Source organism: uncultured Butyricimonas sp., assembly GCF_959596855.1.
Lineage (GTDB): Bacteria > Bacteroidota > Bacteroidia > Bacteroidales > Marinifilaceae > Butyricimonas > Butyricimonas muris.
The window spans coordinates 1-24,123 of sequence record NZ_CAUFYA010000046.1 but is presented as its reverse complement, the minus strand read 5'-3'; the positions used below and the strand labels follow the sequence as shown (position 1 = coordinate 24,123).

Annotated in this window: 27 protein-coding genes and 1 tRNA gene; 17 read left to right on the top strand and 11 right to left on the bottom strand. The window is 43.2% G+C overall.

Features of this window, described 5'->3' with window-relative positions; genetic code table 11:
- Positions 1 to 30: 30 nt before the first annotated feature.
- The 5 genes from Q5866_RS16865 to Q5866_RS16845 all read left to right on the top strand — a co-directional run bounded on the left by Q5866_RS16865 (position 31) and on the right by Q5866_RS16845 (position 6,066).
- Positions 31 to 1,044, top strand: coding sequence for a DUF4837 family protein (locus Q5866_RS16865; RefSeq protein WP_292270152.1), 1,014 nt, complete (start codon positions 31 to 33; stop codon positions 1,042 to 1,044).
- A gap of 3 nt (positions 1,045 to 1,047) precedes the next feature.
- Positions 1,048 to 2,202, top strand: coding sequence for an exo-beta-N-acetylmuramidase NamZ domain-containing protein (locus tag Q5866_RS16860; protein WP_227217201.1), 1,155 nt, complete (start codon positions 1,048 to 1,050; stop codon positions 2,200 to 2,202).
- A gap of 61 nt (positions 2,203 to 2,263) precedes the next feature.
- On the top strand, positions 2,264 to 5,338 hold the full coding sequence (locus Q5866_RS16855) for an AsmA-like C-terminal region-containing protein (RefSeq protein WP_303181425.1): 3,075 nt from the start codon (positions 2,264 to 2,266) through the stop codon (positions 5,336 to 5,338).
- 67 nt (positions 5,339 to 5,405) lie between these two features.
- Positions 5,406 to 5,699, top strand: coding sequence for a nucleotidyltransferase family protein (locus Q5866_RS16850; RefSeq protein WP_099290048.1), 294 nt, complete (start codon positions 5,406 to 5,408; stop codon positions 5,697 to 5,699).
- Positions 5,692 to 6,066: a DUF86 domain-containing protein gene (locus Q5866_RS16845; RefSeq protein WP_292270161.1), complete on the top strand. Its 375-nt coding sequence runs from the start codon at positions 5,692 to 5,694 to the stop codon at positions 6,064 to 6,066. The genes Q5866_RS16850 and Q5866_RS16845 overlap by 8 nt, the downstream gene beginning before the upstream one ends.
- 62 nt (positions 6,067 to 6,128) lie before the next feature.
- On the opposite strand, the gene Q5866_RS16840 is transcribed toward Q5866_RS16845, so the two are convergent.
- From Q5866_RS16840 to Q5866_RS16805, 8 genes are all read right to left on the bottom strand, one after another.
- A complete protein-coding gene (locus tag Q5866_RS16840) occupies positions 6,129 to 7,307 on the bottom strand; it encodes an AIR synthase related protein (protein ID WP_099289959.1) in 1,179 nt (392 codons plus the stop codon).
- Positions 7,308 to 7,373: 66 nt separating this feature from the next.
- Entirely contained in the window at positions 7,374 to 8,057 is a 684-nt protein-coding gene (locus Q5866_RS16835) for a LytTR family DNA-binding domain-containing protein (RefSeq protein ID WP_292270162.1), read from the bottom strand.
- A gap of 12 nt (positions 8,058 to 8,069) precedes the next feature.
- The gene (locus Q5866_RS16830) at positions 8,070 to 9,131 is read right to left on the bottom strand and encodes a sensor histidine kinase (protein ID WP_292270164.1); all 1,062 of its coding nucleotides are present in this window, start codon (positions 9,129 to 9,131) and stop codon (positions 8,070 to 8,072) included.
- 141 nt (positions 9,132 to 9,272) lie between these two features.
- Positions 9,273 to 10,493, bottom strand: coding sequence for an ABC transporter permease (locus Q5866_RS16825; protein ID WP_099289962.1), 1,221 nt, complete (start codon positions 10,491 to 10,493; stop codon positions 9,273 to 9,275).
- A gap of 98 nt (positions 10,494 to 10,591) precedes the next feature.
- Positions 10,592 to 11,350, bottom strand: a complete 759-nt coding sequence (locus Q5866_RS16820) for an ABC transporter ATP-binding protein (protein WP_303181423.1) — start codon at positions 11,348 to 11,350, stop codon at positions 10,592 to 10,594.
- 14 nt (positions 11,351 to 11,364) lie between these two features.
- Complete coding sequence (locus Q5866_RS16815) at positions 11,365 to 12,522, bottom strand: efflux RND transporter periplasmic adaptor subunit (protein ID WP_099289964.1); 1,158 nt, start codon at positions 12,520 to 12,522, stop codon at positions 11,365 to 11,367.
- An 18-nt stretch (positions 12,523 to 12,540) separates the two neighbouring features.
- On the bottom strand, positions 12,541 to 13,881 hold the full coding sequence (locus Q5866_RS16810; RefSeq protein ID WP_303181421.1) for a TolC family protein: 1,341 nt from the start codon (positions 13,879 to 13,881) through the stop codon (positions 12,541 to 12,543).
- 163 nt (positions 13,882 to 14,044) lie between these two features.
- A tRNA-Asn gene (locus Q5866_RS16805) sits at positions 14,045 to 14,118 on the bottom strand.
- A gap of 231 nt (positions 14,119 to 14,349) precedes the next feature.
- On the opposite strand from Q5866_RS16805, the gene Q5866_RS16800 reads away from it, so the two are divergent.
- A complete protein-coding gene (locus Q5866_RS16800) occupies positions 14,350 to 14,682 on the top strand; it encodes a diguanylate cyclase (RefSeq protein ID WP_186977289.1) in 333 nt (110 codons plus the stop codon).
- A gap of 85 nt (positions 14,683 to 14,767) precedes the next feature.
- The gene (locus tag Q5866_RS16795) at positions 14,768 to 16,243 is read left to right on the top strand and encodes a catalase (RefSeq protein WP_303181420.1); all 1,476 of its coding nucleotides are present in this window, start codon (positions 14,768 to 14,770) and stop codon (positions 16,241 to 16,243) included.
- Positions 16,244 to 16,287: 44 nt separating this feature from the next.
- Here the strand turns inward: Q5866_RS16795 and Q5866_RS16790 are convergent, their stop codons facing one another.
- Entirely contained in the window at positions 16,288 to 16,671 is a 384-nt protein-coding gene (locus tag Q5866_RS16790) for an MmcQ/YjbR family DNA-binding protein (protein WP_099289968.1), read from the bottom strand.
- A gap of 39 nt (positions 16,672 to 16,710) precedes the next feature.
- Between Q5866_RS16790 and Q5866_RS16785 the strand changes: the two genes are divergently transcribed.
- Positions 16,711 to 16,848 (top strand): CRISPR-associated endoribonuclease Cas6, encoded by a 138-nt coding sequence (locus Q5866_RS16785; protein WP_301332221.1) that lies wholly within the window; start codon positions 16,711 to 16,713, stop codon positions 16,846 to 16,848.
- Here Q5866_RS16785 and Q5866_RS16780 read toward each other — a convergent pair.
- Both Q5866_RS16780 and Q5866_RS16775 read right to left on the bottom strand, forming a co-directional pair.
- Positions 16,841 to 17,128 (bottom strand): hypothetical protein, encoded by a 288-nt coding sequence (locus tag Q5866_RS16780; protein WP_186977283.1) that lies wholly within the window; start codon positions 17,126 to 17,128, stop codon positions 16,841 to 16,843. The two genes, Q5866_RS16785 and Q5866_RS16780, sit on opposite strands and share 8 nt — an antisense overlap.
- 194 nt (positions 17,129 to 17,322) lie before the next feature.
- A complete protein-coding gene (locus tag Q5866_RS16775) occupies positions 17,323 to 17,721 on the bottom strand; it encodes a helix-turn-helix domain-containing protein (RefSeq protein WP_303181417.1) in 399 nt (132 codons plus the stop codon).
- A 64-nt stretch (positions 17,722 to 17,785) separates the two neighbouring features.
- Here Q5866_RS16775 and Q5866_RS16770 point away from each other — a divergent pair, with 64 nt between their 5' ends.
- The 9 genes from Q5866_RS16770 (at position 17,786) to Q5866_RS16730 (ending at position 23,803) form a co-directional block, all read left to right on the top strand.
- Entirely contained in the window at positions 17,786 to 17,959 is a 174-nt protein-coding gene (locus Q5866_RS16770) for a hypothetical protein (protein ID WP_294141640.1), read from the top strand.
- A gap of 64 nt (positions 17,960 to 18,023) precedes the next feature.
- Entirely contained in the window at positions 18,024 to 18,599 is a 576-nt protein-coding gene (locus Q5866_RS16765; RefSeq protein ID WP_303181415.1) for a LuxR C-terminal-related transcriptional regulator, read from the top strand.
- A 152-nt stretch (positions 18,600 to 18,751) separates the two neighbouring features.
- Positions 18,752 to 19,024, top strand: coding sequence for a hypothetical protein (locus Q5866_RS16760; RefSeq protein WP_303181414.1), 273 nt, complete (start codon positions 18,752 to 18,754; stop codon positions 19,022 to 19,024).
- Between the two features lie 13 nt (positions 19,025 to 19,037).
- Complete coding sequence (locus tag Q5866_RS16755) at positions 19,038 to 19,406, top strand: hypothetical protein (RefSeq protein ID WP_303181412.1); 369 nt, start codon at positions 19,038 to 19,040, stop codon at positions 19,404 to 19,406.
- 2 nt (positions 19,407 to 19,408) lie between these two features.
- Entirely contained in the window at positions 19,409 to 19,951 is a 543-nt protein-coding gene (locus Q5866_RS16750) for a hypothetical protein (RefSeq protein WP_303181410.1), read from the top strand.
- 50 nt (positions 19,952 to 20,001) lie between these two features.
- On the top strand, positions 20,002 to 20,226 hold the full coding sequence (locus tag Q5866_RS16745; RefSeq protein WP_303181408.1) for a hypothetical protein: 225 nt from the start codon (positions 20,002 to 20,004) through the stop codon (positions 20,224 to 20,226).
- Between the two features lies 1 nt (position 20,227).
- Positions 20,228 to 20,563: a hypothetical protein gene (locus tag Q5866_RS16740; protein WP_303181406.1), complete on the top strand. Its 336-nt coding sequence runs from the start codon at positions 20,228 to 20,230 to the stop codon at positions 20,561 to 20,563.
- Complete coding sequence (locus Q5866_RS16735) at positions 20,556 to 20,879, top strand: hypothetical protein (protein ID WP_303181405.1); 324 nt, start codon at positions 20,556 to 20,558, stop codon at positions 20,877 to 20,879. The genes Q5866_RS16740 and Q5866_RS16735 overlap by 8 nt, the downstream gene beginning before the upstream one ends.
- Positions 20,876 to 23,803, top strand: a complete 2,928-nt coding sequence (locus Q5866_RS16730; protein ID WP_303181404.1) for a toprim domain-containing protein — start codon at positions 20,876 to 20,878, stop codon at positions 23,801 to 23,803. The genes Q5866_RS16735 and Q5866_RS16730 overlap by 4 nt, the downstream gene beginning before the upstream one ends.
- Positions 23,804 to 24,123 lie beyond the last annotated feature (320 nt).

Here is a 24,123-nt window from a genome sequence, read left to right as displayed (position 1 = left end):
TTTTCAATTTTTAATTTTCAATTGTATGCTATGAGAAAGATATTATTTGTTTTCGCGATGATTTTGGTGTTGGGTTCTTGTAAGAATGCCACGAAGAATTTGATGCCTTCTATTTCGGGCAAGATTAATCAGGTTTTGGTGATTGCCGAGAAAAACGTGTGGAACGGTCCGGTGGGAGATACGATAAAGGCTTTCTTCGGGCAGGAGCAGGACGGACTTCCGCAGGCGGAGCCTATTATGGATGTGATGAATTTGCCGGAGATGTATTTCGACAAGAATATGAAGGGGCATCGGAATGTACTGCAAATCAAGATTTCCCCGACGATTGATTCGGCGTACGTGCAATATGCGGATAGTCCTTGGGCAAAAACTCAGAAGTTTATAAAAATTGCCGCCCCGAATAACAAGGTGGCAATACAATTGTTCGAGGAGAACAAGATGAAGATATTGGGTATTTATGCGAAAGCGGAGCGCGATCGATTGGTGTCTATCTACAAGCGTACGGCGGATAGCCGGATATTTAACCTGTTCAAGAAGAAGTATGATATGTTGTTGTATTGCCCGACAGGTTATTATATCAATAAGGATACGACTGATTTCGTGTGGATTTCGAGCGAAACCAAGAAAGATAGCAAGGGGATTATATTTTTCACGGAGAAATACGAGCACGAGAGCCAGTTTAATCACGTGATTATCGTGGATCGGGTGAACGAGGAGTTGGAGAAGTTTATTCCCGGACCGAGGAACGGTTCGTATATGGCGCTGGACACGGAAATTCCTTATACTTTTGTGCAATATAAATATAACGGACATTACGCGGTGTCTGTTCGGGGACTGTGGACGGTGGTGAATGATTTTATGGCGGGACCGTTCGTGTTGAACGTGGTGTTGGACGAGGAACACCAGCGGGTGATCTACATGATGGGGTACGTTTATTACCCGAACGAGGAGAAACGGGATATGCTGAAACAAGTGGAGGCTATACTGAACACGATGGTGATCGATTTCAAGGAGAAAGAGCAGCAGCAGGAAACAAAGAAGTAATTGATGAGATATTTGATATTGATGTTGGTGATAGCATCCGCGTGTACGGATGCTATTTCCGTGAATTTACGGAACGGGATAGAGCGTTATGACGCATACCGTGATTTGTTGGCAGGTAAAAAGGTGGGAGTGGTGGCTAATCATACTTCCCGCGTGGGTGAACAACACGGGGTTGACTTTTTGCGGGAACAGGGAGTTGATGTGATTCGTGTTTTCGCACCGGAGCATGGATTCCGGGGTACGGCGGATGCCGGGGAGACGATAAAGAATGATACGGATGTGACGACCGGTTTGCCGATAGTGTCCCTTTACGGGAAAAACAAGAAACCCCAACCGGCGGATTTGAAAGGGATAGAAGTAATGGTTTTTGATATACAGGACGTGGGTGTCCGTTTTTATACTTACCTGTCGACGCTGCATTACGTGATGGAAGCGTGCGCGGAACAGGGAATCCCTTTCATTGTCATGGATCGTCCGAACCCGAATGCTTTTTACGTGGATGGTCCCGTGCTGGAAAAAGAATGCGTGTCGTTCGTGGGGATGCACCCGGTGCCTGTGGTGTATGGAATGACGATTGGCGAGTACGCGCGAATGATTAATGGAGAAGGATGGTTGAAGGGGCAGGTGAAATGTGATCTGACAGTCGTTCCTTGTGAGGGGTGGAATCGGGAACAACCCGTTGCTTTACCTTACGCGCCTTCGCCCAATTTGCCGGATTCGGTTTCCGTGATGCTTTATCCGTCAACTTGTTTTTTCGAGGGGACGGCGATTAACGAGGGGCGGGGCACTTTGCGGCCTTTTCAAGTCTTCGGTCATCCCGACCTGAAAGATATGCCGTATAGTTATGTCCCGAAACCGATAAAAGGGATGAGCATGACCCCGAAGTGTGCGGGGAAGACTTGTTATGGAATGGACTTGGCCAAAGAATATAACACGATATTTGAGATGAAACGGTTGGATTTGGCGTGGTTATTGTTGGCATACAGGAAGTACGAGGGGAAAGAGCCTTTCTTTAATGCCTTGTTTGACAAGTTGGTCGGGAATACCCGTGTCAGACAGCAAATCAAGGATGGCAAGACGGAAGAGGATATCCGTGCCGGTTGGCAGGAAGACGTGGCGAACTTTATGGATGTAAGAAAGAAATATTTAATTTATTGATAAATTGATTCCGTGATTGGCGGTTTAGTGATTCATTTTCAATTTTTAATTTTCAATTGTTATGTGGCGTTTTTTGAAGTATTTTTTAATAACGGTACTGATTGTTGTCGTGTTGGTTTGTGCGGCGGTCGGTATCGTGTTGAATTTCATTTTTACCCCGGAGAAATTGACTCCCGTGGTGGAGAGAACCGCGAATGAGTTGTTGGACGCAGAGGTGCATTTTGATTCGATTGAATTGACATTCTTTTCCACGTTCCCGAATTTCGGGTTGGAGATGCGAAACGGGAGTGTCGTGACGAAGGTGTTTCAAGACACGATTAACGGGGAAAATGTTTACTCGAAAACGGATTCTTTGATGAGTTTCGAGCGTTGTCTTTTGACGATAAACCCGATGGTATATCTCGCGAAGAAAGATATCGTGGTGAAAGAATTGCGGATAGAGAAACCCCGTATATATGCCTATATTAATAGCGACGGGATTCCCGCTTGGAATGTTATGCGGTCGGAGTCGGCTGATACATTGTCAGTGGAATCGGATACCGAGTCGGAAAAGTTATTCGAGGGTATTGATATCAAGAATATTCGTGTGGAGGACGGTTATTTGGTGTTTGACGACCGGGCGAATCGGCTTTATGCCTGTGCGGAAGGTTTCGGCTTAAAGATTGACGGTGATTTCACGGGGCGTAAGGCCAATTTGCAGTTAGGAATGAAAGCCAAGAATGTATTGTTGTGGCAAGAGGGGAATTTATTGGTCAAACGATTAGCTTTTGGCGTTCAGACCGGGATGCACGTGGACCGGGATTCTTTATTGTACACGTTAGACAGGGCGGTGATGAACGTGAACGGGATAAAATTCGGTGTCGGGGGACAGTTGCGAGGCGATACGGTAAGGCGGCAGTTGGCGGTAGATTTGACTTTCGGGGTAAAAATCCCGTCATTGAAAACGATTCTCGATTTGGTACCGGAAACCATATTGAAGCGGGACGATAGGGTGGAAGTTGCCGGGGAGGTTTCATGCAAAGGAACATTGAAGGGTATTTACGGGAAAGACCGGGTGCCTGTACTGGAAGCCCGTTTCCGGGTACGGGACGGGGCGGCAAAATATGCCGGGATGCCGTACGCTTTGGAGAAATTGGATGTTGATATGGAGGGGTTGATTGATTTGCAGAAAGAGCAGGCTTCATACGTGAAATTGAACCGTTTGCGTGTGAAAGGAACGGACGTGGATGTGGATATCGAGGGACGGGTGGACGAGTTAATCACGAATCCCAAGGTAGACGCGAAAGTGAAAGCGGATGTGAATTTTTCGATATTACCCAAGATATTCCCGTTGGAGGAGGGCGTGACAATGAAGGGGAGTTTGAGCGCGGCTTTGAGAACCCATATCCTGTTGGCGGATGTAAAGAATAAGAATTACGGGAAGTTGGATATCCGGGGCGGTTGTCGTTTGCGTGACGTGTTGCTGGCAAGCGAAAAAGATAGTTTGTCCCTGCGTTCGAAATCCGTGGGGTTGGGATTCGGGACGAATATGGAAGATACGACAATCATGCAGGGAAAGAATTTGCTGAACGGAATATTCGGTTTTGACAGCGTGGATATCAAGTGGAAGGAAGCATTGGTATTTCACATGGATACTTCTTACGTGAAGGTGAAAACTTCTCCGTTGAGAGATACTTCGGCTGTTGCATCCATGTCGGCGGATGTCAAATTCGGCTGGATTGATTTGACGGTGGGGGATTCCGTGCGTTTCCGGATGGGAAACAGTAAAGCGAGTGTGGCTCTGGCTCCTTCGCCGGAGAATAAAAAACTGCCGTTGGTGAAAGCACGGGTAGATATGGATAGCTTGCGCATACGTGCCAAGGGAAATCGGTTACGATTGGCTTTTGCCGGATTTGATTTGTCCGCCGTTCCGGGTAAAAAAGACGAGCGACCGTGGAACGTGGAGGGGATAATCGGATTTAAAGATATGCGGGTATATACGCCGCTGTTCCCGTTGCGCATGAGAATGCCCGGAACGAAGATTACCTTGAAACCGGGGCATGTTAAATTGAACGGGGCAAGGCTGAGAATGGGTAAGTCCGATTTGTTGTTGACCGGGGAGGTGTATAATCTTGCCGGAGCGTTCTTGCGGCAAGAGGAATTGGAAGCGAAATTGAAAGTGAAATCAAAGATGATTGATTGCAATCAATTGATGAAAGCGATGGAAGTCGGGGAGGCAAACCGGGCAAATATGAAGTGGGGGATGGATGAGGAATTGAGCGAGGAGGAGTTGTCTGATGTTGATCTGGCGGCAGATTCAACTTACGTGGCAGATTCAACGATGTCGGTATTCGTGGTTCCGCCGGGAATAGATTTCACGTTCGAGACGGATATTAATCGTGTGCTGTACGGGAAATTGGTTTTGGATAGTATTCATGGAGAGGTGAACATGAAAAATCAATGTATAGAGCTGTCCGATTTAAGGATGCGTTCTATGGCGGCGGACGTGAGGACGAGCATGTTGTACCGGGCGTCTTCGCCGGAGAGGGCTTATGCCGGGTTTGATCTTCAACTGGACGATATACACGTGGGGGCTCTGATTGATTTTATGCCTTCACTGGATTCTATCGTGCCGATGTTGAGGTCTTTTGACGGGTTGGTGGATTTCCACATGGCGGCGGAAACGGAGATGGATTCTTCGATGATGATTGATATACCGACTTTGCGGGCTGTCGCTCATATCGACGGGCAGGACTTGGTGCTGATGGACGGGGAAACGTTTGCCGAGATATCGAAAATGATGATGTTCAAGAATAAGGAACGCAATTTGATTGATAGTGTTTCGGTTGATTTCGCAATCAGAAATAGCACGATAGAGATTTTCCCGTTTATGGTCGAGATGGATCGGTACAAGGTAGCCGTTGGGGGTGAGCATAAAATAGATATGACTTTTAACTATCATATTTCTGTTTTGAAATCTCCCGTACCGTTTAAACTGGGCGTGGATATTCTCGGTTCTATGGAGAAGATGAAATTCAAGATAACAAAAGCTAAGTATAAGAACCTGTTTATCCCTTCCCGTAGAGCGAAAGTGGATAGTGCGCAAATTAACGTCCGCAACCGGATACAGGAGATATTACAGGCAGCGAGGAAATAAAATAATTAGACGAATATGTTTACAGGAGAATAATTCGTATATTTGTTGATACAAGTTTGTAATGATTATGAAGTCAATAAGTGAATATTTGCAGTTGTTGTCCGATTATATGAGGACGCATGCTTCTGTTTATCGCATCACACGAATGGGAATATTCGGTAGTGTGGCTCGTGGTGAACAGACTGAAACAAGTGATATTGATATTTGCTTTGAAGGAGATGCTCCGACTTTATTTACATTAGCTCGTATCAAGTATGAGCTGGAGGCTTTGTTAGGACGTCCCGTTGACTTGGTGCGTGTGCGTGAAAGAATGGATGAGGTATTGAAGCAAAATATTCAAAAGGAAGCTATTTATGTATGATGTAAAGGTTTTGCACTTGCTGGATAAAATCATAGAATCTGTGGCAATTATTCAGCAGAGAACAGTGGCAATTCATTGTGTAAATGATTTCTTGGATTCATCGGCAGGTACATTGTTATTAGATAGTATCTGTATGAAATTGATAGCGATAGGAGAAAGTGTTAAAAACTTGGATAAAGTGACAACCGGAAGTTTGCTTGTTCATTATCCCCAAATTCCGTGGCGAGAAGTAATGGGAATGCGTGATATAATTGTGCATCATTATTTTGAGGTTGATGCTGATGTTATTTTTAATACGATACAAGAAAATATTCCTTTATTGATGAGTTCATTAAAGCAGATACGAAAAGATTTATCTGAAAAATAGAAAAAGGATGCCCGAGAGCATCCTTTTTTTATATATATGATGTTTAAGAATGAAACCCACGGTCAGTATATGAACTTCCCGAGTTCGCTGATAATCGTGAGCTTATTACCTTGTCCCTCGTCGTTGTCGTAGCAGCGACCGACGATCCGGGCGTCAATATTGAAACTTTTGGATATGGCGATGATGTCTTCCGCGATCTCTTCGTTCACGTAGATTTCCATGCGGTGTCCCATGTTGAACACTTTGTACATTTCTTCCCACGGGGTGCCGGATTGTTCCTGAATCAATTTGAAGAGAGGAGGTACAGGGAACATATTGTCTTTTACAATATGTAGATTTTCCACGAAGTTCATCACTTTGGTTTGGGCACCGCCGGAGCAGTGTACCATACCGTGAATTTGTTTCCGGTATTTGTCAAGAACTTGTTTAATAACAGGGATGTAGGTGCGTGTCGGGGATAATACCAGTTTCCCGGCATCAATACCCAAATCGGCAATCTTGTCGGTTAATTTGCACCCACCGGAATACACGAGGTCTTCGGGTAGAGAGTTGTCATAACTCTCCGGGTATTTTTGCGCTAAGTATTTGGCGAACACGTCATGACGTGCGGAGGTCAAGCCGTTGGAACCCATTCCGCCGTTGTATTCGGTTTCGTAGGTTGCCTGCCCGTAGGATGCCAGACCGATAATTACATCGCCTGTTTGAATATGGTCGTTGGAAATCACGTCGGAACGTTTCATGCGACAAGTGACCGTGGAGTCCACGATAATCGTACGCACGAGATCGCCCACATCGGCTGTTTCTCCCCCGGTAGAGTAGATGTTCACGCCTAATTTGCGGTATTCTTCTATCAATTCTTCCGTGCCGTTGATGATAGCTGCGATGACTTCGCCCGGAATCAGCCGTTTATTGCGTCCGATAGTGGAAGAGAGTAGAATGTTATCTACCGCACCCACGCAAATGAGGTCGTCAATATTCATGATGAGTGCATCTTGCGCGATACCTTTCCACACGGAAAGATCACCGGTTTCTTTCCAATACATGTATGCCAGTGATGATTTGGTACCTGCGCCGTCGGCGTGCATGATGTTGCAATAACTTTTCTGACCCCCTAAATAGTCCGGGATGATCTTGCAAAAAGCTTTCGGGAATATTCCCTTGTCAATGTTTTTGATGGCGTTGTGAACGTCTTCTTTGGATGCAGATACACCCCGTTGATTATACCTTTCGTCTTTTCTCATGCGATACAATTGAAAATATTTTACCCGCAAAGTTAGGTATAATTTTCAATTTTCAATTTTCAATTTTCAATTTATTGCTCGTTTGTCGAGCAATTCCGTGAAGCGGTCTTTGTAGGAGTCCGATATCGGGATATAGACTTTACCGAAAATGATACGGTTGCGTTCGATCGTTTTGATTTTGTTCATGTTGACAATATACGAACGATGTACCCGGACGAAAGTGTCGGCAGGCAGGAAATCTTCGATAGATTTCATGCTCATCAAGGTAAGGATACCTTGTCCGTCTTCGGTTTGGATGCGGATATAATCTTTCAATCCCTCGATGTAGAGTATATCTTTTAATTGAACTTGGACGAGTTTGTAATCGCTTTTCACGAAAATAGATTCCGGGGCGGGGTGGGTGCGCAATGCTTTGGTGGCTGCCCGCAGAAATTCCGAGTAATTGAACGGTTTCAGCAAATAATCCAGAGCATCTACACGAAAGCCTTCGATGGCGTACTGTTCGAATGCCGTGGTGAATATGATTTTTACTTTATTTCCTACCAGTCGGGAGAGTTCCAGCCCGTTCAGTTCCGGCATCTGTATATCCAGAAATATCAAGTCTACCGGGGTTTCTTCAATGACGGACAAGGCTTTGATGGCACTGTCACACCGGTCTACAAGATGCAGGAAAGGGGTACGACTCACATAACTTTCCAGTAATTCGAGAGCCAGAGGCTCGTCATCCACGATCAGGCAGTTTAGTGTCATGAGAGTTTGTGTTTAGAGGTGAATATTCAGTTCCGCGATGAAGCGGTCGTCTTCCGTGCGGGTGGAAAACAGGAAATTACCCGGGTAAAGTAATTCCAACCGGCGTTTCAAATTCTTTATTCCTATGCCGGAGCCGCTGCGATCGTTATCTTTCTTGGGGAAATTGCTGTTCGCGACGAGGCAATGCAGCCAATGGTTTTCGTGCAATTCCAATTGTATATGTATGAACGAGTCCTGCGTGTTGCTGACCCCGTGTTTGAATGCATTTTCTATCAGCGGGATAAAAAGCAATGGGGCTATCATTGCACCTTTTCCGGTTTCGGGAATGGAAACATCCAGATGGGTGGTTCTCGAGAGGCGTAAGCTCATTAATTTGATGTAACTCCGCATAAAATCAAATTCCCGATCTAAAGAGACCAGATTGTCGTTATTTTCGTATAGCACGTGGCGAAGCATCTTGCTTAAATCTTGTACGGCGTATTGTGCTTTGTCTTGATTGATTGCAATCAAAGAATAGATGTTATTCAACGTGTTGAATAAGAAATGCGGGTTGAGTTGGCTTTTTAGATTTTGTAATTCAGCCTCCGCTTGTGCTTTTTGAAGTTCTTGTTTTTCGCCTTCCGTTTTATACCAACCGCTTGTCATTTTAATCGCCACGCTAAGTCCCACGGTGAGTCCCATGAGTAGTATGTCGCGACTGATGAAAAGCAATACCGGCGGTTTGGGCAGTGCATCTTTGAGGGCTTTCAAGTTTTCCGGCATGGGTTCGCTCAAGTGTACCCGGTGGAAGTTCTGCCAACTATGGAGTAAAATGCCTAGAAGTATGATAAACAATAGATTTGTCAATATGAATTGTACAATCTTTCTGCGGAATAGCAAGCAATCTATCAGTTTGCCGTAATTAATGTAGAAGATAATCAGGCAGGAAAGCGGCATAAAACAATACCCGAGGTATCGGTTTAGGGTAATAGCTTGTTCCCCGCGATACATGAAGAAAGGAAGGGTAAAAAATATACCCCATCCAATCACGTGGATTGCGATTTGTAACACATTCTTGTTGATCCTCTTGGGCATTATATTATTGTTGGTTGTCTGCAAAGGTAGAAAAATTAGAGTTTATAAGGTTTATAAAGTTCATAAAGTTTTTAAAGTTTATATTGTTTGAAAGAACCTGCAACTCGCTGCGGGCGAACGAATAAAGTTGTTTTACCAACTTTATTCGTACCGTATGGCGTCAATCGGGTTGAGGCGGGATGCCTTTTGTGCCGGATACCACCCGAAGAATATACCGGTAACGGTACAAACCAGAAAGGAGAGTACTACCGAATATAATTGGATGTATACAGGCCACCCGATCACGTATTTAATAACTAAAGAAGAGCCTATGCCGAGAACAACCCCGATGAGTCCGCCCGTGATGCTGATAATCACAGCCTCGATAAGGAACTGAAACAGGATATGGCGTCCCTTTGCCCCGATGGACATACGGAGTCCGATCTCCCGGGTTCGTTCCGTGACGGAAACGTACATGATGTTCATGATACCGATACCACCGACCAGCAGGGATATTCCCGCGATACAAGCCAATAGCACGGTCATAAGATCGGTCGTGGTACTCATCATGGAACTTAGTTCCTCTTGCGAGCGCACGTTGAAGTCATCTTCGGCTCCCGCGGCAATCTTGTGATTCTGCCGCAGGATAGCGGATATTTCTTCTATTGCCTCTTGCGAGTCTTCTTCCGTGACCGCGGATGCATATATTCCTTGAATATAAGTGATTGCCAGTAATCGTTTCTGTATAGTGGTATAAGGAGCGATAATCATATCGTCCTGATCTTGTCCCATGGAATTGTATCCCTTGGGTGCCAATACGCCGATAATACGGAATGGGGTTTTGTTGAACCGAATGGTTTTGCCGAGCGGTTCTTCGCCCTTGGTGAAAAGGTTGTCGACGACGGTTTGCCCCACGATGCAAACTTTGGCAGATGTTTTGATGTCATGATCCGTGAACATTTCACCCTCTCCGACACTGAATTTCCGAATGTCGAGATAATCTTGGTTTACCCCGTAGATTGAGGTCGGGGCGTTGTTGGCCCCGTAGATAACTTGACCGCTGGAGTTCACGGAAGGGGTACATTTATCAATCAATTCAACTTCCCGTACAATGGCTTCATAATCTTCCATTTTCAGCGTCTGCATACTGCTGGCACTTTGACGTACACCCCCGAAGCGACCGTTACCGGGATGTACCATGATCATGTTGGAACCCATTTCCGATATTTGTTCACGAATACTACGTTTTGAGCCTTGACCGATAGCCAACATGGAGATCACGGATGCTACCCCGATGATGATTCCCAACATGGTAAGGAATCCCCTGAACTTGTTATTAGCAAGGGCTCGTAATGCGATTCGTATTAAATTTCCGTAATTCATGTATCCATTTATGATTTAAGATTTGAGATTTATGATTTTAGATTAGATGACCAATGTTTTTATTAATCGTAAATCGTGATTCATAAATCTTAAATTAGTTAGTTTTCAATTGTTTCGTCGTTCTCTTTCGGTAGCGCTGCCAGTGCTTCCTTGGCAGAAGCGACATTCGGGTTGATGGTGTCTTCCGTGATATGTCCGTCCCGCAACACGATGTTCCGGCTACTGAATTGTGCTATTTCCGGGTTATGGGTAACGAATATAATGGTTCGTCCCTCCGAATGTAACCGTTGGAAAAGCGTGAGGATCTCGAAAGAGGTTCTCGTGTCGAGGTTCCCGGTCGCTTCGTCTGCAAGCAGGATTACCGGATCGTTCACGATTGCCCGTGCGATGGCAACACGCTGCTGTTGTCCCCCGGACATCTGGTTGGAACGATGGTTTATCCGGTCGCTCAAACTTACTTCTGCCAGTGCTTGCATGGCTTTTTCCTTGCGCTCTTTGGCAGAAAAGGTCGGGTTGTAGAGCAACGGGAGTTCCACGTTTTCCAAGGCTGTTGTTTTCGGGAGTAAGTTGTAAGATTGGAACACGAAACCTATCTTGCGATTACGTAATGTGGCACGATCATTTTTCCCCATGTCCCTGACGGCGATCCCGTCAAGGTAATAGTCACCCGAGGTAGGGGTATCAAGGCATCCGAGGATATTGAGCAGAGTGGATTTCCCGGAGCCACTGGTACCCATTATCGTTACGAATTCCCCCGGTTGGATGGAGAATGATACACCGCGTAAGGCGTGTACAACTTCTGAACCGACCGTAAAATCCCTCCTCAGGTTCTCTATTTTTATGATATCGTTTGTCATGTCTTTTGTTTTACTTATTTTCTTTTTTGTCCGGGACGGGGCGGCATGAACGGGTTGGATTCTCCGCCGTTATCGCCGGATGCCGAGGCTGCACGTGCGCGTTGTATTCCGACTACCATGCGGGCTCCTTCCTGTATTCCTTCTTTTACCTCCATGTAAATACCGTCGCTTACCCCCGTTTTAATGACTTTCGGGACAATGCCTTCTGCTGTCAGTATCCATACCGTTTTTTCTCCTCTTCCGGCTTCCGGTGCTTGCATGGCTTCCGGCGTGAAGCGGAATGCTTTCAGCGGGGCAAGCAAAATATTGTCTTTTTCCATCGTGTACACGGTAATGTTTGCCGTTAATCCCGGTTTCAGCTTCAAGTCCGGGTTCGGTGCATCAATGACAACTTCGTAAGTAACCACGTTTGACTCGGTCGTCGGGTTCAGGCGTACTTGTGTCACATCGCCCTCGAACGTATCTTCCGGGAATGCGTCCACGGTAAATGTTACGCGTTGTCCTTCTATTACTTGACCGATGTCGGCCTCGTCCACGTTGGCGATTACCTGCATCTTGCGCAAGTCGTTGGCAATCGTGAACATGGTTGGCGTTTCGAAGCTGGCGGCAACGGTTTGTCCTTCTTCTACTTCTCTCGATAGTACCACCCCGTCAATGGGAGAGTAAATTGTAGCGTATTCGAGATTCGATTGGGCTTTAACCAAGGTAGCTTGCGCTTTCTCGTAAGTCTGTTTTGCATTCTCGTATTGATATTCGGCTTCCTCGAATTCCGTGTCACTGATTAATCTCTTCTCGTGCAATTGTTTGAGGCGTTTGTAATTCTTTTGCTGGTATTCATACGAGTTTTTGCTAGACTTCAAGTTCGCCATCTCGGATTTTAATTCTGCCTCCAGCAATTTTCTGTCAAGTTCGGCTAGCAGTTGCCCTTTCTTTACTACTGAATTATAATCTGCGTAAATGCGTGAAATTGTTCCGGAAACTTGTGTACCCACGTCTACTTTGGTAATAGGTTCAATAGTTCCCGTGGCGGTGACTGTATTATTGATAGCTCCTCTTTTCAATTCGACGGTTTCGTACGTTACGGCTTTTTTATCTCCCGAGCGGAAGAAGAAAAAGGCTCCTACAATGACTGCAAGGACAATGATTATGGTTACAATCTTTTTCATTCTGATTATTGTTAATATTTTATACTATAATTCGATGGGTTGATTCCGGTAGAAGTTCAACAGTTTGAGCGAAAGAATAGCTTCGAATTTCGCTTGAATCTGTTCTTGCAGGGCGGAAAGATAGTTGTTCTTTTCCGTGAGTAACTCTACCGTGTTCTTCATGCCTTCGTTAAACTGTTCCTGCACGAGGTTGTAGCTCATCGTGGCGGATTTGACACTGTTCGTTGCCGCGAGATAACGGCTTTGCGAAGCTGTCACGTTCTGGTGCAGTGTTTCTATCGTTTTCCATAGTTCCTTGCGGGTATTCAGTTCCTCCAGTTGAGCCGTTTCGGTTTGTAGCTTTGCTTTTTCCACTGCCGATTTCGTTTGGCGGTTTCGAGAAATGGGGATACTTACGTTAATCCCCAAATTCTCGTTCAATCGGTTATTTATTTGTTTTGAAAAAGAATGATCCGATTCGGAATCATGGTTCGTGGAAACAGACGCGCTGAAAGTAACACTCGGTAAACGATCGCCGGCTGCTATTTTTTCATTCAATTGGGAGGCTTCCACGTTCAATTGACTGTTTTTCATCTCGGGCATTGTTTCAAGGGCAACCCGATAAACCTCGCTCAATGAAGGGACAAGGCTGAGGACTTGTGTGCTGTCCAGTTCCGGGAAGTATATATCGAAGCTGTCATTCGGTTCCAGTTCGAGGATTTGTTTCAGTTGTAATTTATTTAGAGCAAGCGTGTTCTCTGCCATGGTCACGCTATATTTATCGTTACTGTTTTGTGCTTCAATCTGCGCGAAGTCGCTGATGGCAATGGAACCGGCATCCAGTAATTCTTTGGAGCGGGCTAGTTGTGCTTCCGAGGTTTCCAGATTCTGACGGTTTGTCTTTAATGATTCGTTCGCGTAAAGTATTTGCAAATAAGCCTCGGTAACGGCAATCTCGATATCATTTTCCGCCATATTTACTTGATATTCTTGAGCTTCATTTGTCATTTCCTGTTTGCGTATGGAACGGGTTAATTTTCCCCCGTTGTACAGTGTCAACCCGCTGTTTAGCGTGTAACTGCCCGTGTATGCGCTTTGTGATTTGAATTTACCGTCGCTTTGTTCTATCTTCTGGTGTCCCCAGCCTTGAGAACTGCTGAATGTGAGAGAGGGGAAGAGTTGGGCTTTGGCTTCCAATAAATCCACGTTACTGCTTTTTTGGCTTACTCGTGCCGATTGTACTTGGATGTTATTTTTCCGGGCATAATCAATACAATCCTTGAGAGTCCATGAAGAAGTGGGCTTTTCTTCTTGAGAAAAACCCACTAAGGACGGAATGATTATAAAAAGGATGGTTGCAATGTAAGTACGTTTTATTTTGTTCATAGCCTTTGTTCATTTTGTTTGATACAAACATAAAGCATCCGACAAAGGCCTACAAATCATTTAGATGTTCGGGGAAAGCGACTCGACAAAAAGGGATATTTTATCGACGAATGGAATTGCACGTAAAGAAAAAAGCCCACAACAACATTGTGGGCTTTGCTAGCTCCTCAGGTAGGACTTGAACCTACGACCTACGGATTAACAGTCCGCCGCTCTAACCAACTGAGCTACTAAGGAATTTTCTCAAATCGTGGTGCAAATATAGAGCCTTCCGGGGAATTTGCAAAATATTTCGGCAAAAAAATATGCCCAAAATGTAAATAAAATGCAGCCTGTATAACGATATCCGTTATAATCAATAAAATAGCTTTTGAAAAAAAACTTTCAAAATAAGAATACTTGCGCTTTTAAGCGTGTAAAGCTGCGAAAAGTTGTAGATTTGCGGAATCAATCAAAAATATAACAGCTATGGATTACATGAAAGAATTGAACGTGGCGGTCACGGTATGCGATAAAGAAGGTAAGATACTTCAGATGAATGAGAAATCCCAGAAAACAAACCACGGTAATCTGGTGGGGCAAAACGTGTTTGATTGTCATCCGGAACCTGCACGGACGAAGTTGGGCGAGTTGATGGAACAACATGCCACGAACGCGTACACGATAGAGAAGGGTGGGGTGAAGAAATTGATTTATCAGACACCGTGGTACGAGAACGGGGAGTTCATGGGATTGGTAGAATTCTCTTTGGAGATACCGTTTGAAATGCCGCACTATATCCGGAAACCGAAAATAGAATAATATTTATCTTCGATTTGTAAAACATTTTAATGGTTTTATAGGTATACACTTTATAACTATAAATAACGATAATACCTATAGAACTATGGAACAAAAGAAAAAACTTACGACGGAAGCCGGAGCGCCGGTCGGTGATAACCAAAATATTCAAACGGCTGGTCCTCACGGTCCGGCATTGTTGCAAAATGTGTGGCTGCTGGAAAAGTTGGGGCATTTTAACCGGGAACGTATTCCGGAACGAATCGTGCATGCTAAAGGAAGCGGGGCTTTCGGAACTTTCACGGTAACAAATGATATCACTCGATACACGAAAGCGAGCATTTTTGCCCAAGTAGGTAAAAAGACCGACGTTTTTATGCGTTTTTCCACGGTAGCGGGAGAGAGAGGAGCCGCGGATACCGAACGGGATGTACGGGGTTTTGCCATGAAGTTTTACACGGACGAGGGCAACTGGGATTTGGTGGGCAATAACACGCCTGTTTTCTTTATTCGTGATCCTTTGAAATTCCCCGACTTTATTCACACGCAAAAGCGTGATCCGAAGACGAACTTGAGGAGTAACACTGCCATGTGGGATTTCTGGAGTCTTTCGCCGGAATCGTTGCATCAAGTGATGATTTTGATGAGCGACCGGGGTATTCCCCAAGATCTGCGGCATATGCATGGATTCGGTAGTCATACATTTAGTTTCTATAATGCCAAGAATGAACGTCATTGGGTGAAATTCCATTTGCGTTGCATGCAAGGTATCGCCAATTTCACGAACGAGGAGGCAGAGCAAATCGTGGCAAAAGACCGGGAACATTCGCAGCGGGATTTGTTCGAGAATATCGAGAAAGGAAATTTCCCGAAATGGAAAATGTGCGTTCAGATTATGCCGGAGGAAGATGCTAAAACCTATCGTTTCAATCCTTTTGATTTAACTAAGGTGTGGAGTCATAAAGATTACCCGTTGATTGAGGTCGGAATTATCGAGTTGAATCGTAATCCGGAGAATTATTTCGCGGACGTGGAGCAGTCGGCTTTCAACCCGGCTAATGTTGTTCCGGGAATATCGTTTTCGCCGGATAAAATGTTACAGGGGCGTTTGTTCGCGTACGGGGATGCTCATCGTTACCGTTTGGGTGTCAATGCTGATTCGATTCCGGTAAATACACCTCGTTGTCCCGTGCATAATTATCATCGTGACGGGCATATGCGGGTTGATGGCAATAACGGCGGGGACGTGAATTACGAACCGAATAGCTTTGGTGGTCCCGTGGATGATAATAAATACAATCAACCGGCTTTTGATATTGAGGGTAAGGGGGATCATTACAAGCAAGATAAAGATTACTACACCCAACCGGGAGATTTGTATCGCTTGGTACCCGAGGATGAAAAGAAACGGATACACACGAACGTGGCTACAGCTATGGAGGGTGTTCCCGTGAATATTAAAGTCCGGGTAGCTGCTCGCTTTTATCAAGCAGATGAACGTTGCGGTAAAGGTATTGCCGAAGCTGCGGGATTAAATATGAACGATGTACTTGCCGAGGTGAAACGCCAACAGCAAGAATAATAATTGATTTATTCTGTACGAGGGTGACCTAAAAGTCACTCTCGCTAACTCTTTCTATTGGACTCTGTCAAAGAGAATTCCGGAAAGTTCTTCTGCACGAAACTTTTGGGTAGTTTCTTTATTACTTCCCTGTAAGAATGTTCGACGAGTTCCTCGATAAACTTGTCGGAAAGACTACCGTGCATGTAGACACCGTTCCAATGTTTTTTGTTGGAGTGATAAGCGGGGGTGATTTCCGGGTATTTTTCCCGTAGTTCGATAGCCCGGTCCGGATCACATTTCAAGGCGATTGTTTCGAAGGGCATGATATCTGCGTACGTGAACATTTTATTGAACACCTTGAATACCAACGTCGTTTCGTCAAACGGAAATTCTTCCGTCGTGTGTGGGAAAGAAAGACACAATTCTCTAAATTCTTCAATATTCATATTTGTCGTGTTGCTCGGGAACAAAGATAAAGATTTTTATTGAAAGGTTACATGTGCCAACTCGAACTCACGGGAGAACCCGGATTGTTGAAAATGGCATATTATGCCGGCTTGGGACGGAGCGATAGCCAAAGTTTCGAGTATATCGAGGTGTTGATCTATCGGGAATCTATTTGAGATAGTATATAAATAAGATAAATAGTGTAATCGTAATTAGAATAAGAAACAAGAAGAGAGAGCCGATAAAAGCAGACATGTGGTAATCCCTATCCTCTCGAATCGTGTTCACGAGCGGGGGAATGCTAATGGCCAGAAGGGGAACCAATACGCAATTGGCCAATAAAAAAGTTAGGCTTTCAATAGAGAAGCGAAAGGTGAAGAATGCCACAATAGAGAGTATGCCGGAAATAATACCGGCAATCAACGCTTTTTTGATGGCAGTTTTTGAAGGTTCCATACATGAATGTTTTGGAAGACAAATGTAATCATAGTAAACGAAAAAACGACCTACAAATGGTCGTTTTTCTTGAAAGGGTGGAGCAGCGGGGAAACTGCTGTCACTGAATAGTTAATTCATTATTAATCTGTTATAAAGTAGGGCGTTTTGTCTTATATGTCCATCTTAATATTTTGTAGCCTTCTTAATTCCATTTATCCAGCGGCATCTGCACATTCTGCATTTTCCGTGTGGACAGGTGTTTTTTTGCCTATTAGTTCAAGTAATTTAATTTTCTCTTCCAAAAGTGCTATTCTTGCATTTTTTTCTTGAATCAATTCTTTTAAAAGCTGCTCTTTATCAGAAGAAATAACTTCCGGTATATTTCCTTCGTTATTATCGAAAAAGAAATTGACGGGTACATTAAGTTTGTCAGCGATTGTAACAATTGTATCTACATCAATTTTCGAGGTACCTTTGAACCAATTTGCAACAGTGGGGCGCGAAAAACCAATTAAGTCAGCAAGTTCGTTGTAAGTTATTTTTTTAACCTTTATCAAGTTTTTGATTCTTAGGTATATAGTTGAAATATTTAAATTTTCTGACTTTTTCATGTAAAATATTTGCCTTTTTAAAAGTTATATATTTATATTTGTGGTATAAATATACGCAAAAGATATGGAAGAAAAAACGGTAAAAAGTATGAATTTAGCTTTTATGCAATCAACGGAGAGATTGTATGTGCTGATCTCTAAGCAGATGAAAGAAGAAATAAAGAAGAGGGCTAAAAAGGACAATATGAAGGAATCTGTAGTTGTTCGTTTGGCGCTGGCTGAGTATCTGACAAAATAAAGTTAAACAAAAGATCCCGCCTCAGGTCTGGAAAACTTACAGCGGGATCCTAATCTTTACGATTATGGGAACAAATGTAATTATTTATGCAGGAACCAACAAGCTTCCGGCGGGTTTATTTAAAGGAACGGAAGTCTTTGTAGAAGATTATGAAATTTACGCTATGTACCAAGGGCAATGCATGGCTTTTGAAAATTTACCAAGTATGGAAAAACGAGCGTTTTTAAACGAGTATCTTCTTGATAAAGAAGGTCAGAAATTTATCAAAGAGAAATTAGGGATTACAGGTTTTGAATCAGCATTTAAGCAATGGTTGTTTTGTAAATTTGGTGATATGGATGGGGATCCGGATTATTTCGATGGTAAAATTACCCCAGATAAATATAATTCTGTTTGTACCCGAAAGGATTGTCCTGGTCGTGGAGTTTTCTGTGGACAGGCTTCTGGACTAAAAAGTCGTGATGTAGAAACCTTGCATGAGTTTGTTACCGGTTACCCGGTGAAGCAAATAGCGGATCATCTTAGCTTATCAACGGCAGCAGTAAAAAGTAGAGTAGAGAAATTGAAAGAAAAAATGGAAGCTTCAAATGGGGCAGCTTTAGCGGCAAAAGCTGTTGCGTTGGGTATTCAACCATTATAAAGATACCGGGTAAAGTAAACCCGGTACTGGAGAGAATCTGATTGGATGAAGTAAAATGTGAGAGCAAGGCCATACCGGTACGTGCTAACAGAAGTTGCTCATGCGGGTTCGAATCCCGTTCTCTCCGCCCCCAACTTTAAAATTAAGAGTATATGAAAGGAAATCAAAAAGAATCTAAAGAACCTGTTGTGTGCGCAAAACACCGGGTTTATGAGTATGAGGAAGCATCGTTAAAAGCCAAAGAACGAGGTTTTGAATGTTTGTTTGTCGAATTTAAGTATCAAGAAAAATCTCTTTTTATCGAGAAAGCAAATGGAACGGTTGAAACCGATCGTTTCCGGATCTTGGTTACATGGGATGATGATGGCCGGGCTTTTGTCCAAGGTTCCCGTGCTAAAGAGTTTGATCTGTTGTTGTCAAATTAAAACAGTAAGAAACATGAAATTGAAAGAATTTTCAACACGAGGACGTAAAGCCCTCAAAGGAATAGCAACGATAACGTTTAGTAAATCCGGTTGTATAGGATTGAATCAAAAGGCGGTTGAAGCTATGGGAGTAAAATCTGGAGATAAGCTTATATTTTTTCAAGATGAAGAAAATCCCACAGATTGGTATCTTCAGGTGGCTCAAGATAAAGGAGCGGAATTGCGTCTTGGAAGTGGGACATCCGGTGGCTTGTTCTGCAATTTCGCTTTTGTCGTGCAGGAAGTTTTTGACTCGACAAAGACGAAAGATCGTGCTAAATTCCAAATTTCTACCCAGGCGGAGAATGGAATGTATGCTATAATAACCAAAAACGAAATTTAGAAATGGAATTGACAAAAGAAAATATGGAACGTGGGATTCGTTCTATTGATAGTATTGTTTCTATTGCACTTGTGTGGATGAGAGCAAATAAAGCATTTATGCGAGAGGAATTTGAGAGCGTGTTTTCAGAAGCTGGATTAGAACTCCGTTCCCATTACTGGGATAAATGGATAGAACATAAAGATTTTGCAAGTTTCTATCTCGGTGCGGATGAAACAATGAAACGGAAAATCTTCTCGTATTATGAGATCCCCTTGGAAGATGATAAATATTCAGATTCTTGTGACTTGAGTATAGCGATAATTAGGGGTGTTCCTAAAATAGAGGTTTTCCCGTTTGAATCTTATATTGTAAATTTATTTTACTTGTTGGCGTATAATAATTCATTAGAACTACTTCGTAATGTTCTCCCTCAAGCCTTGGAAAGAGTAAAAAAGAAGAGAGTGAATCTTTATGGTAATGGGATGAATTGGTCAAAAGCTTGGATGTTATTCACTCTGCCAGAAAAAGAGATGTTCGTGAATTATATTATTAACAATGCCTGAATATATAGCAAGGAAAACATTTTATTTATGACCAGTGATAGAATTAAGATATGCCAAGAATTTCGTATGCACAAATGATCGATATCTCTCCGGAGAGATTTCTTGAAGCTTGTTCCGTGGATGAGCTTCAAGAAACTCTCTTGTTGATAAACAGTGCAAGGTTTATCGATAAGATAAAGGAGGCGGAGAAGATGGCAAATGTAGAGGAGGAGCCGGAAGATCCACGACAAGTTCAATTTCCATGGTGGGATGAAGTTAAACGATTAAAAGAATAGTATGGACGTGATTACTATAAAACATAGTATTCCGAAGCATTCTTGTTTCGCGATTATTCAGCCGGCACGAGGTCAATATACTGCTCGTTGTCGGTTGGTGAATGGACGAGAGGGAGAACTTTACAGGTTGACGAATGAAGGGGAGGAAGTTTATGCCGAGTTGTTGGATATGTTCGTTTACACGTTAAAGGACATCCCGGAATCGAATTGTTTCTGGGCTTACGGGATAAGTAAAGAGAAACTGGTACAGGCTTTAATGAGCAAGTATCCCCGGTTACGTGAAGATTCTGAAATAGAATTGTTATTGTTGCGTAAATGTAAGTTGAAAAATGAGTGATAGGGTAATAATAAAGAAGGTAAAGCCCAGGGGACCGAATCGTCCCAAACCGGGCTTGATTAATCCACTTTTTTTCCGTGTATTTGTTTCGGCTGCCGTTGGAGGGGGAGAGATAGTTTTAACCAGGGAGTTTTACAGGTCAATCGGGATAAAGCAGAAGAGATGGGGATTGTTGATGAAAGGAGAACTTTCCCCGGAGATTGACGAAATACAACGTGTTGCCCGCTATTTTAGCAAGAAGTTATTTTTTAAGACAGGGTTTGTGCATTTGGATCTTTTCTCCCAGAATGAAAAGGTTTTAACGATAGAATTATGAGTGAAAGTAGAATCGAACTAGAGGAATTGTGGTTAGCTACTGATGGTGGTCGAGTTGTGATCGAGCAGCTATACCCGGAATCAAAAGTGGGGTTTGAGAAGAAAAGAAATTTCCGGATCCGTCCGGAATCGGAAGATAAATCTCCCTCGTGTTCGGTGTTCAAGCATAAAAGTGGAAAGTATTGGTTGCTCCAGGATAAAGGTGGGGCGGACACGACGGCTAAGAACGCGGTACAGCTTATTATGAACGAGCAGCAACTCGATTTCGTATCTGCTATTCGTTGGATTGCGGAAAAATTCGCCCCGGAATTGCTGAAAGATGTTGCGGGAAAAAAGAATTTACGGCAGCCGGATATCTCAAAGGCTCCACAATCGTCAGAAGATATTCAGGTTGGGATACGAAAAGGCGGAAAATTCACGGAAATGGAGTTGCGTTGTTTGGGGTACAAGATCACCCAGGAGGATTGCGATAAGATGGGTTTGTGTCCGCTTGATTACTATATAACGGCGAGAAATGAAAAAGGAGATTCCTGGATCATATCTGCGACGGAGAATTACCCGATTTTCTTTTGGGATTACAAGGATTGGGGGAAAATATATCAACCGTTGGGGGACGTGCGTTTCATGTATTACAAGCAGAAACCGGAGGATTTTATTTTTGCTGATCGACATACCGAGAAGTTGCTCCAAAACGCACGTTCCGGGAAATTTCCGGAGGTCGATGAAGAGAATAGTATTGATGAGCGGATTCAGGAACTTGTTATTTGTTCGGGAGGTTCTGATGCCTTGAATGTTTACGCTTCCGGATTTTCTGTTTGTTGGCTAAACTCGGAAACGGAGCCGTTGAGTTTGGCCGCGTACAAGATTCTATCTAAAATAGCGAAAAATATTTACATTCTCTATGATCAAGATTATACCGGTATGCAGGCCATGTATAGAGTCGCTCTACGGTATTTGGATATATACGTGATATCGCTTCCGGAAGATCTTGCTCGGTTCAAGACACCGAAGGGTAAACCAAGTAAAGACGTGAAGGATTTCTTCATGTACTATCGGAATAATGAAGTACGAGATCCCAGGAAGGCGTTTAAAAATATCGTGAAGATATCACAGCCATTGCGTTTTTGGAACAAGAAATACGACAAGAAAGGCAATTTCACTGGTTTTGATATAAATAACGAGTGCCTCTACGGTTTTCTTCAGGCGAACGGTTTTTATTGCCTTGATATGCCTTCCGGTCGTAGGAAAATAACCTATATTCAGATCGTGGATAATATCGTGCGAATTATCGCGGAGGATGATTTCGTGAAGTACGTGAATGACTTTTTAATTCGATGGGTAAAGAAAAATCCGGAGTATTATGATATTAATTTGCTAAATGCTATTCACCGGAGCAACCAGGTAAAACTATCAAGTCTTGACCGGATTAAGGTTATAAATCTCGATTTTAAGACTTACGGTCCGGATTTTGATTTTCTATTCTTCCGGAATACGGCGGTGCGGGTGACTAAGGAGCGTATAGAGAGGGTTGCTCTTGAGAAAATCGGTAAATACGTGCTTGATCAAAAAATAATAGATCATGATTTTGGTTTAGAAGATCCGTTATTTGATGTTGAGTATTCTGATAAGTACCGGGAACTTCAAAACAAGATATCCAGGTATTCCCCGTTTTCCCCTGTTTACAAGGAGGTAAAAGAACAAATTGACGGGTTGCCGGATGCTGAAAAATACACTTTAAGAATTCATGATAATACATTCTCGATGCTGAAGTATTTTTATAATACCGGTAGAGTATATTGGAAAAAAGAAGAAGCGGGCAAACAGCTTTCCGAGGACGAGCGTTTGGAGCAGGATCTGCATTTTATTTCAAAAGTTGCGGCGTTAGGGTATTTGATGTTTCGTTACAAGGAGGAAGGAAAAGCGTACATGGTTTACTGCATGGAAACCGAGATTAGCCAAGAGGGAAAACATTTGGGAGGTACCGGGAAATCATTATCCATGAAAACGCTGGGAAAAGTACGAACACAATATGTCCGGGATGGGCAGAGTAAAGCCATGGATGACGTGGAGAAGTTATTTGATGGCGTACAAAAAGGACGCACGGAGCAAGTGTATATTGACGACGTGAAAGAAACTGTGGATTTACATCGGTTTATGCCGAAAGTGACGGGGGATTTTGAAGTACGTTCATTATATTCAGACACTCAGATAATTCCCTTTGATGAAGCCCCGAAGCTTAGTTTTACATCTAATCACGGTATAAAGAAGTTTGATAGTTCTCTCCGGAGACGTACATGGTTTAGTGCGTTTTCAGATTATTATCATCCGGAGGATCGTACCATGGGAATCATGGAGCGAAGTCCGTATACGGAATTTGGAAAGAATCTATTAAGTGACTACACGCCGGAAGAAATGAATAAGTTTTATAACTTCATGACGCAATGCTTGCACGTGTATTTGAAATTCCGGTGTAGAATAAACCCACCCATGGAGTCGATAGAGAAGAGAACTATTCAACGGGAGATCACGGACGAGTTCATTTGGTGGGCAGAGGAATGGTTCACGCCAGAGCGATTGAATTGTAATCAAGATAAGCAAGTCGCTTATGATGCCTATCAACAAACAATGCCGGAGAAATTTCGCGGTAGCTTGAAGATGAATACATTTAAAGAACGTTTGCGCTTGTATTGTCGGTTTGCCTCGAATAAAGAGAAGGAATACATTTTTAATCCCGTGGATCTATTCAAAACCGAGACAGAAAGGAAGCGGGATGATATACGCGAGTACCGGGACGGGAAGGATGTTTATTGTTTCCATGTTCGTCTTGTGGAACGAAATTCCCCGTACCCCCAGGATGGTGATAAAAAGGAGCAAAAAATTGACGGTTCACGGATAGAGATCGAGGAGCCGGATACGCCGTTTTGATACGGCTTTTTTTTGCGCCTTCTATAATACTATTTATTTATAATATTATTTTTTCATTTTCTTTGACGGGGTTGACGGAGTAAAGAATAAATAAAAGATAATCAGATTATTAACCTCCGTCAAATGCTCCGTCAAAATTCCGTCAAAATATTTGCTTTGACGGATTGAATTCGGGAGGTCCAAAATTTTGACGGAGTAAAAAAGTGGTTTAATTATTTGATTTATAAATGTTTGTGATTCTTGTTTTTACACTCCGTTAAGCCTGTAAATTCGTTGATTTGAACTTTGACGGAATTTGACGGAGATTGACGGGGTTGATA

Excerpts from the sequence above, each read along its gene's own strand:
- Q5866_RS16740 (WP_303181406.1), top strand. The coding sequence starts at position 20,228 with ATGGACGTGATTACTATAAAACATAGTATTCCGAAGCATTCTTGTTTC.
- Q5866_RS16825 (WP_099289962.1), bottom strand. The coding sequence starts at position 10,493 with ATGAATTACGGAAATTTAATACGAATCGCATTACGAGCCCTTGCTAAT.
- Q5866_RS16790 (WP_099289968.1), bottom strand. The coding sequence starts at position 16,671 with ATGAATATTGAAGAATTTAGAGAATTGTGTCTTTCTTTCCCACACACG.
- Q5866_RS16755 (WP_303181412.1), top strand. The coding sequence starts at position 19,038 with ATGAAATTGAAAGAATTTTCAACACGAGGACGTAAAGCCCTCAAAGGA.
- Q5866_RS16860 (WP_227217201.1), top strand. The coding sequence starts at position 1,048 with ATGAGATATTTGATATTGATGTTGGTGATAGCATCCGCGTGTACGGAT.
- Q5866_RS16730 (WP_303181404.1), top strand. The coding sequence starts at position 20,876 with ATGAGTGAAAGTAGAATCGAACTAGAGGAATTGTGGTTAGCTACTGAT.
- Q5866_RS16820 (WP_303181423.1), bottom strand. The coding sequence starts at position 11,350 with ATGACAAACGATATCATAAAAATAGAGAACCTGAGGAGGGATTTTACG.
- Q5866_RS16855 (WP_303181425.1), top strand. The coding sequence starts at position 2,264 with ATGTGGCGTTTTTTGAAGTATTTTTTAATAACGGTACTGATTGTTGTC.
- Q5866_RS16865 (WP_292270152.1), top strand. The coding sequence starts at position 31 with ATGAGAAAGATATTATTTGTTTTCGCGATGATTTTGGTGTTGGGTTCT.
- Q5866_RS16765 (WP_303181415.1), top strand. The coding sequence starts at position 18,024 with ATGGGAACAAATGTAATTATTTATGCAGGAACCAACAAGCTTCCGGCG.
- Q5866_RS16795 (WP_303181420.1), top strand. The coding sequence starts at position 14,768 with ATGGAACAAAAGAAAAAACTTACGACGGAAGCCGGAGCGCCGGTCGGT.
- Q5866_RS16840 (WP_099289959.1), bottom strand. The coding sequence starts at position 7,307 with ATGAGAAAAGACGAAAGGTATAATCAACGGGGTGTATCTGCATCCAAA.
- Q5866_RS16760 (WP_303181414.1), top strand. The coding sequence starts at position 18,752 with ATGAAAGGAAATCAAAAAGAATCTAAAGAACCTGTTGTGTGCGCAAAA.
- Q5866_RS16835 (WP_292270162.1), bottom strand. The coding sequence starts at position 8,057 with ATGACACTAAACTGCCTGATCGTGGATGACGAGCCTCTGGCTCTCGAA.
- Q5866_RS16845 (WP_292270161.1), top strand. The coding sequence starts at position 5,692 with ATGTATGATGTAAAGGTTTTGCACTTGCTGGATAAAATCATAGAATCT.
- Q5866_RS16810 (WP_303181421.1), bottom strand. The coding sequence starts at position 13,881 with ATGAACAAAATAAAACGTACTTACATTGCAACCATCCTTTTTATAATC.
- Q5866_RS16735 (WP_303181405.1), top strand. The coding sequence starts at position 20,556 with ATGAGTGATAGGGTAATAATAAAGAAGGTAAAGCCCAGGGGACCGAAT.
- Q5866_RS16850 (WP_099290048.1), top strand. The coding sequence starts at position 5,406 with ATGAAGTCAATAAGTGAATATTTGCAGTTGTTGTCCGATTATATGAGG.
- Q5866_RS16830 (WP_292270164.1), bottom strand. The coding sequence starts at position 9,131 with ATGCCCAAGAGGATCAACAAGAATGTGTTACAAATCGCAATCCACGTG.
- Q5866_RS16745 (WP_303181408.1), top strand. The coding sequence starts at position 20,002 with ATGCCAAGAATTTCGTATGCACAAATGATCGATATCTCTCCGGAGAGA.
- Q5866_RS16775 (WP_303181417.1), bottom strand. The coding sequence starts at position 17,721 with ATGAAAAAGTCAGAAAATTTAAATATTTCAACTATATACCTAAGAATC.
- Q5866_RS16780 (WP_186977283.1), bottom strand. The coding sequence starts at position 17,128 with ATGGAACCTTCAAAAACTGCCATCAAAAAAGCGTTGATTGCCGGTATT.
- Q5866_RS16750 (WP_303181410.1), top strand. The coding sequence starts at position 19,409 with ATGGAATTGACAAAAGAAAATATGGAACGTGGGATTCGTTCTATTGAT.
- Q5866_RS16800 (WP_186977289.1), top strand. The coding sequence starts at position 14,350 with ATGGATTACATGAAAGAATTGAACGTGGCGGTCACGGTATGCGATAAA.
- Q5866_RS16770 (WP_294141640.1), top strand. The coding sequence starts at position 17,786 with ATGGAAGAAAAAACGGTAAAAAGTATGAATTTAGCTTTTATGCAATCA.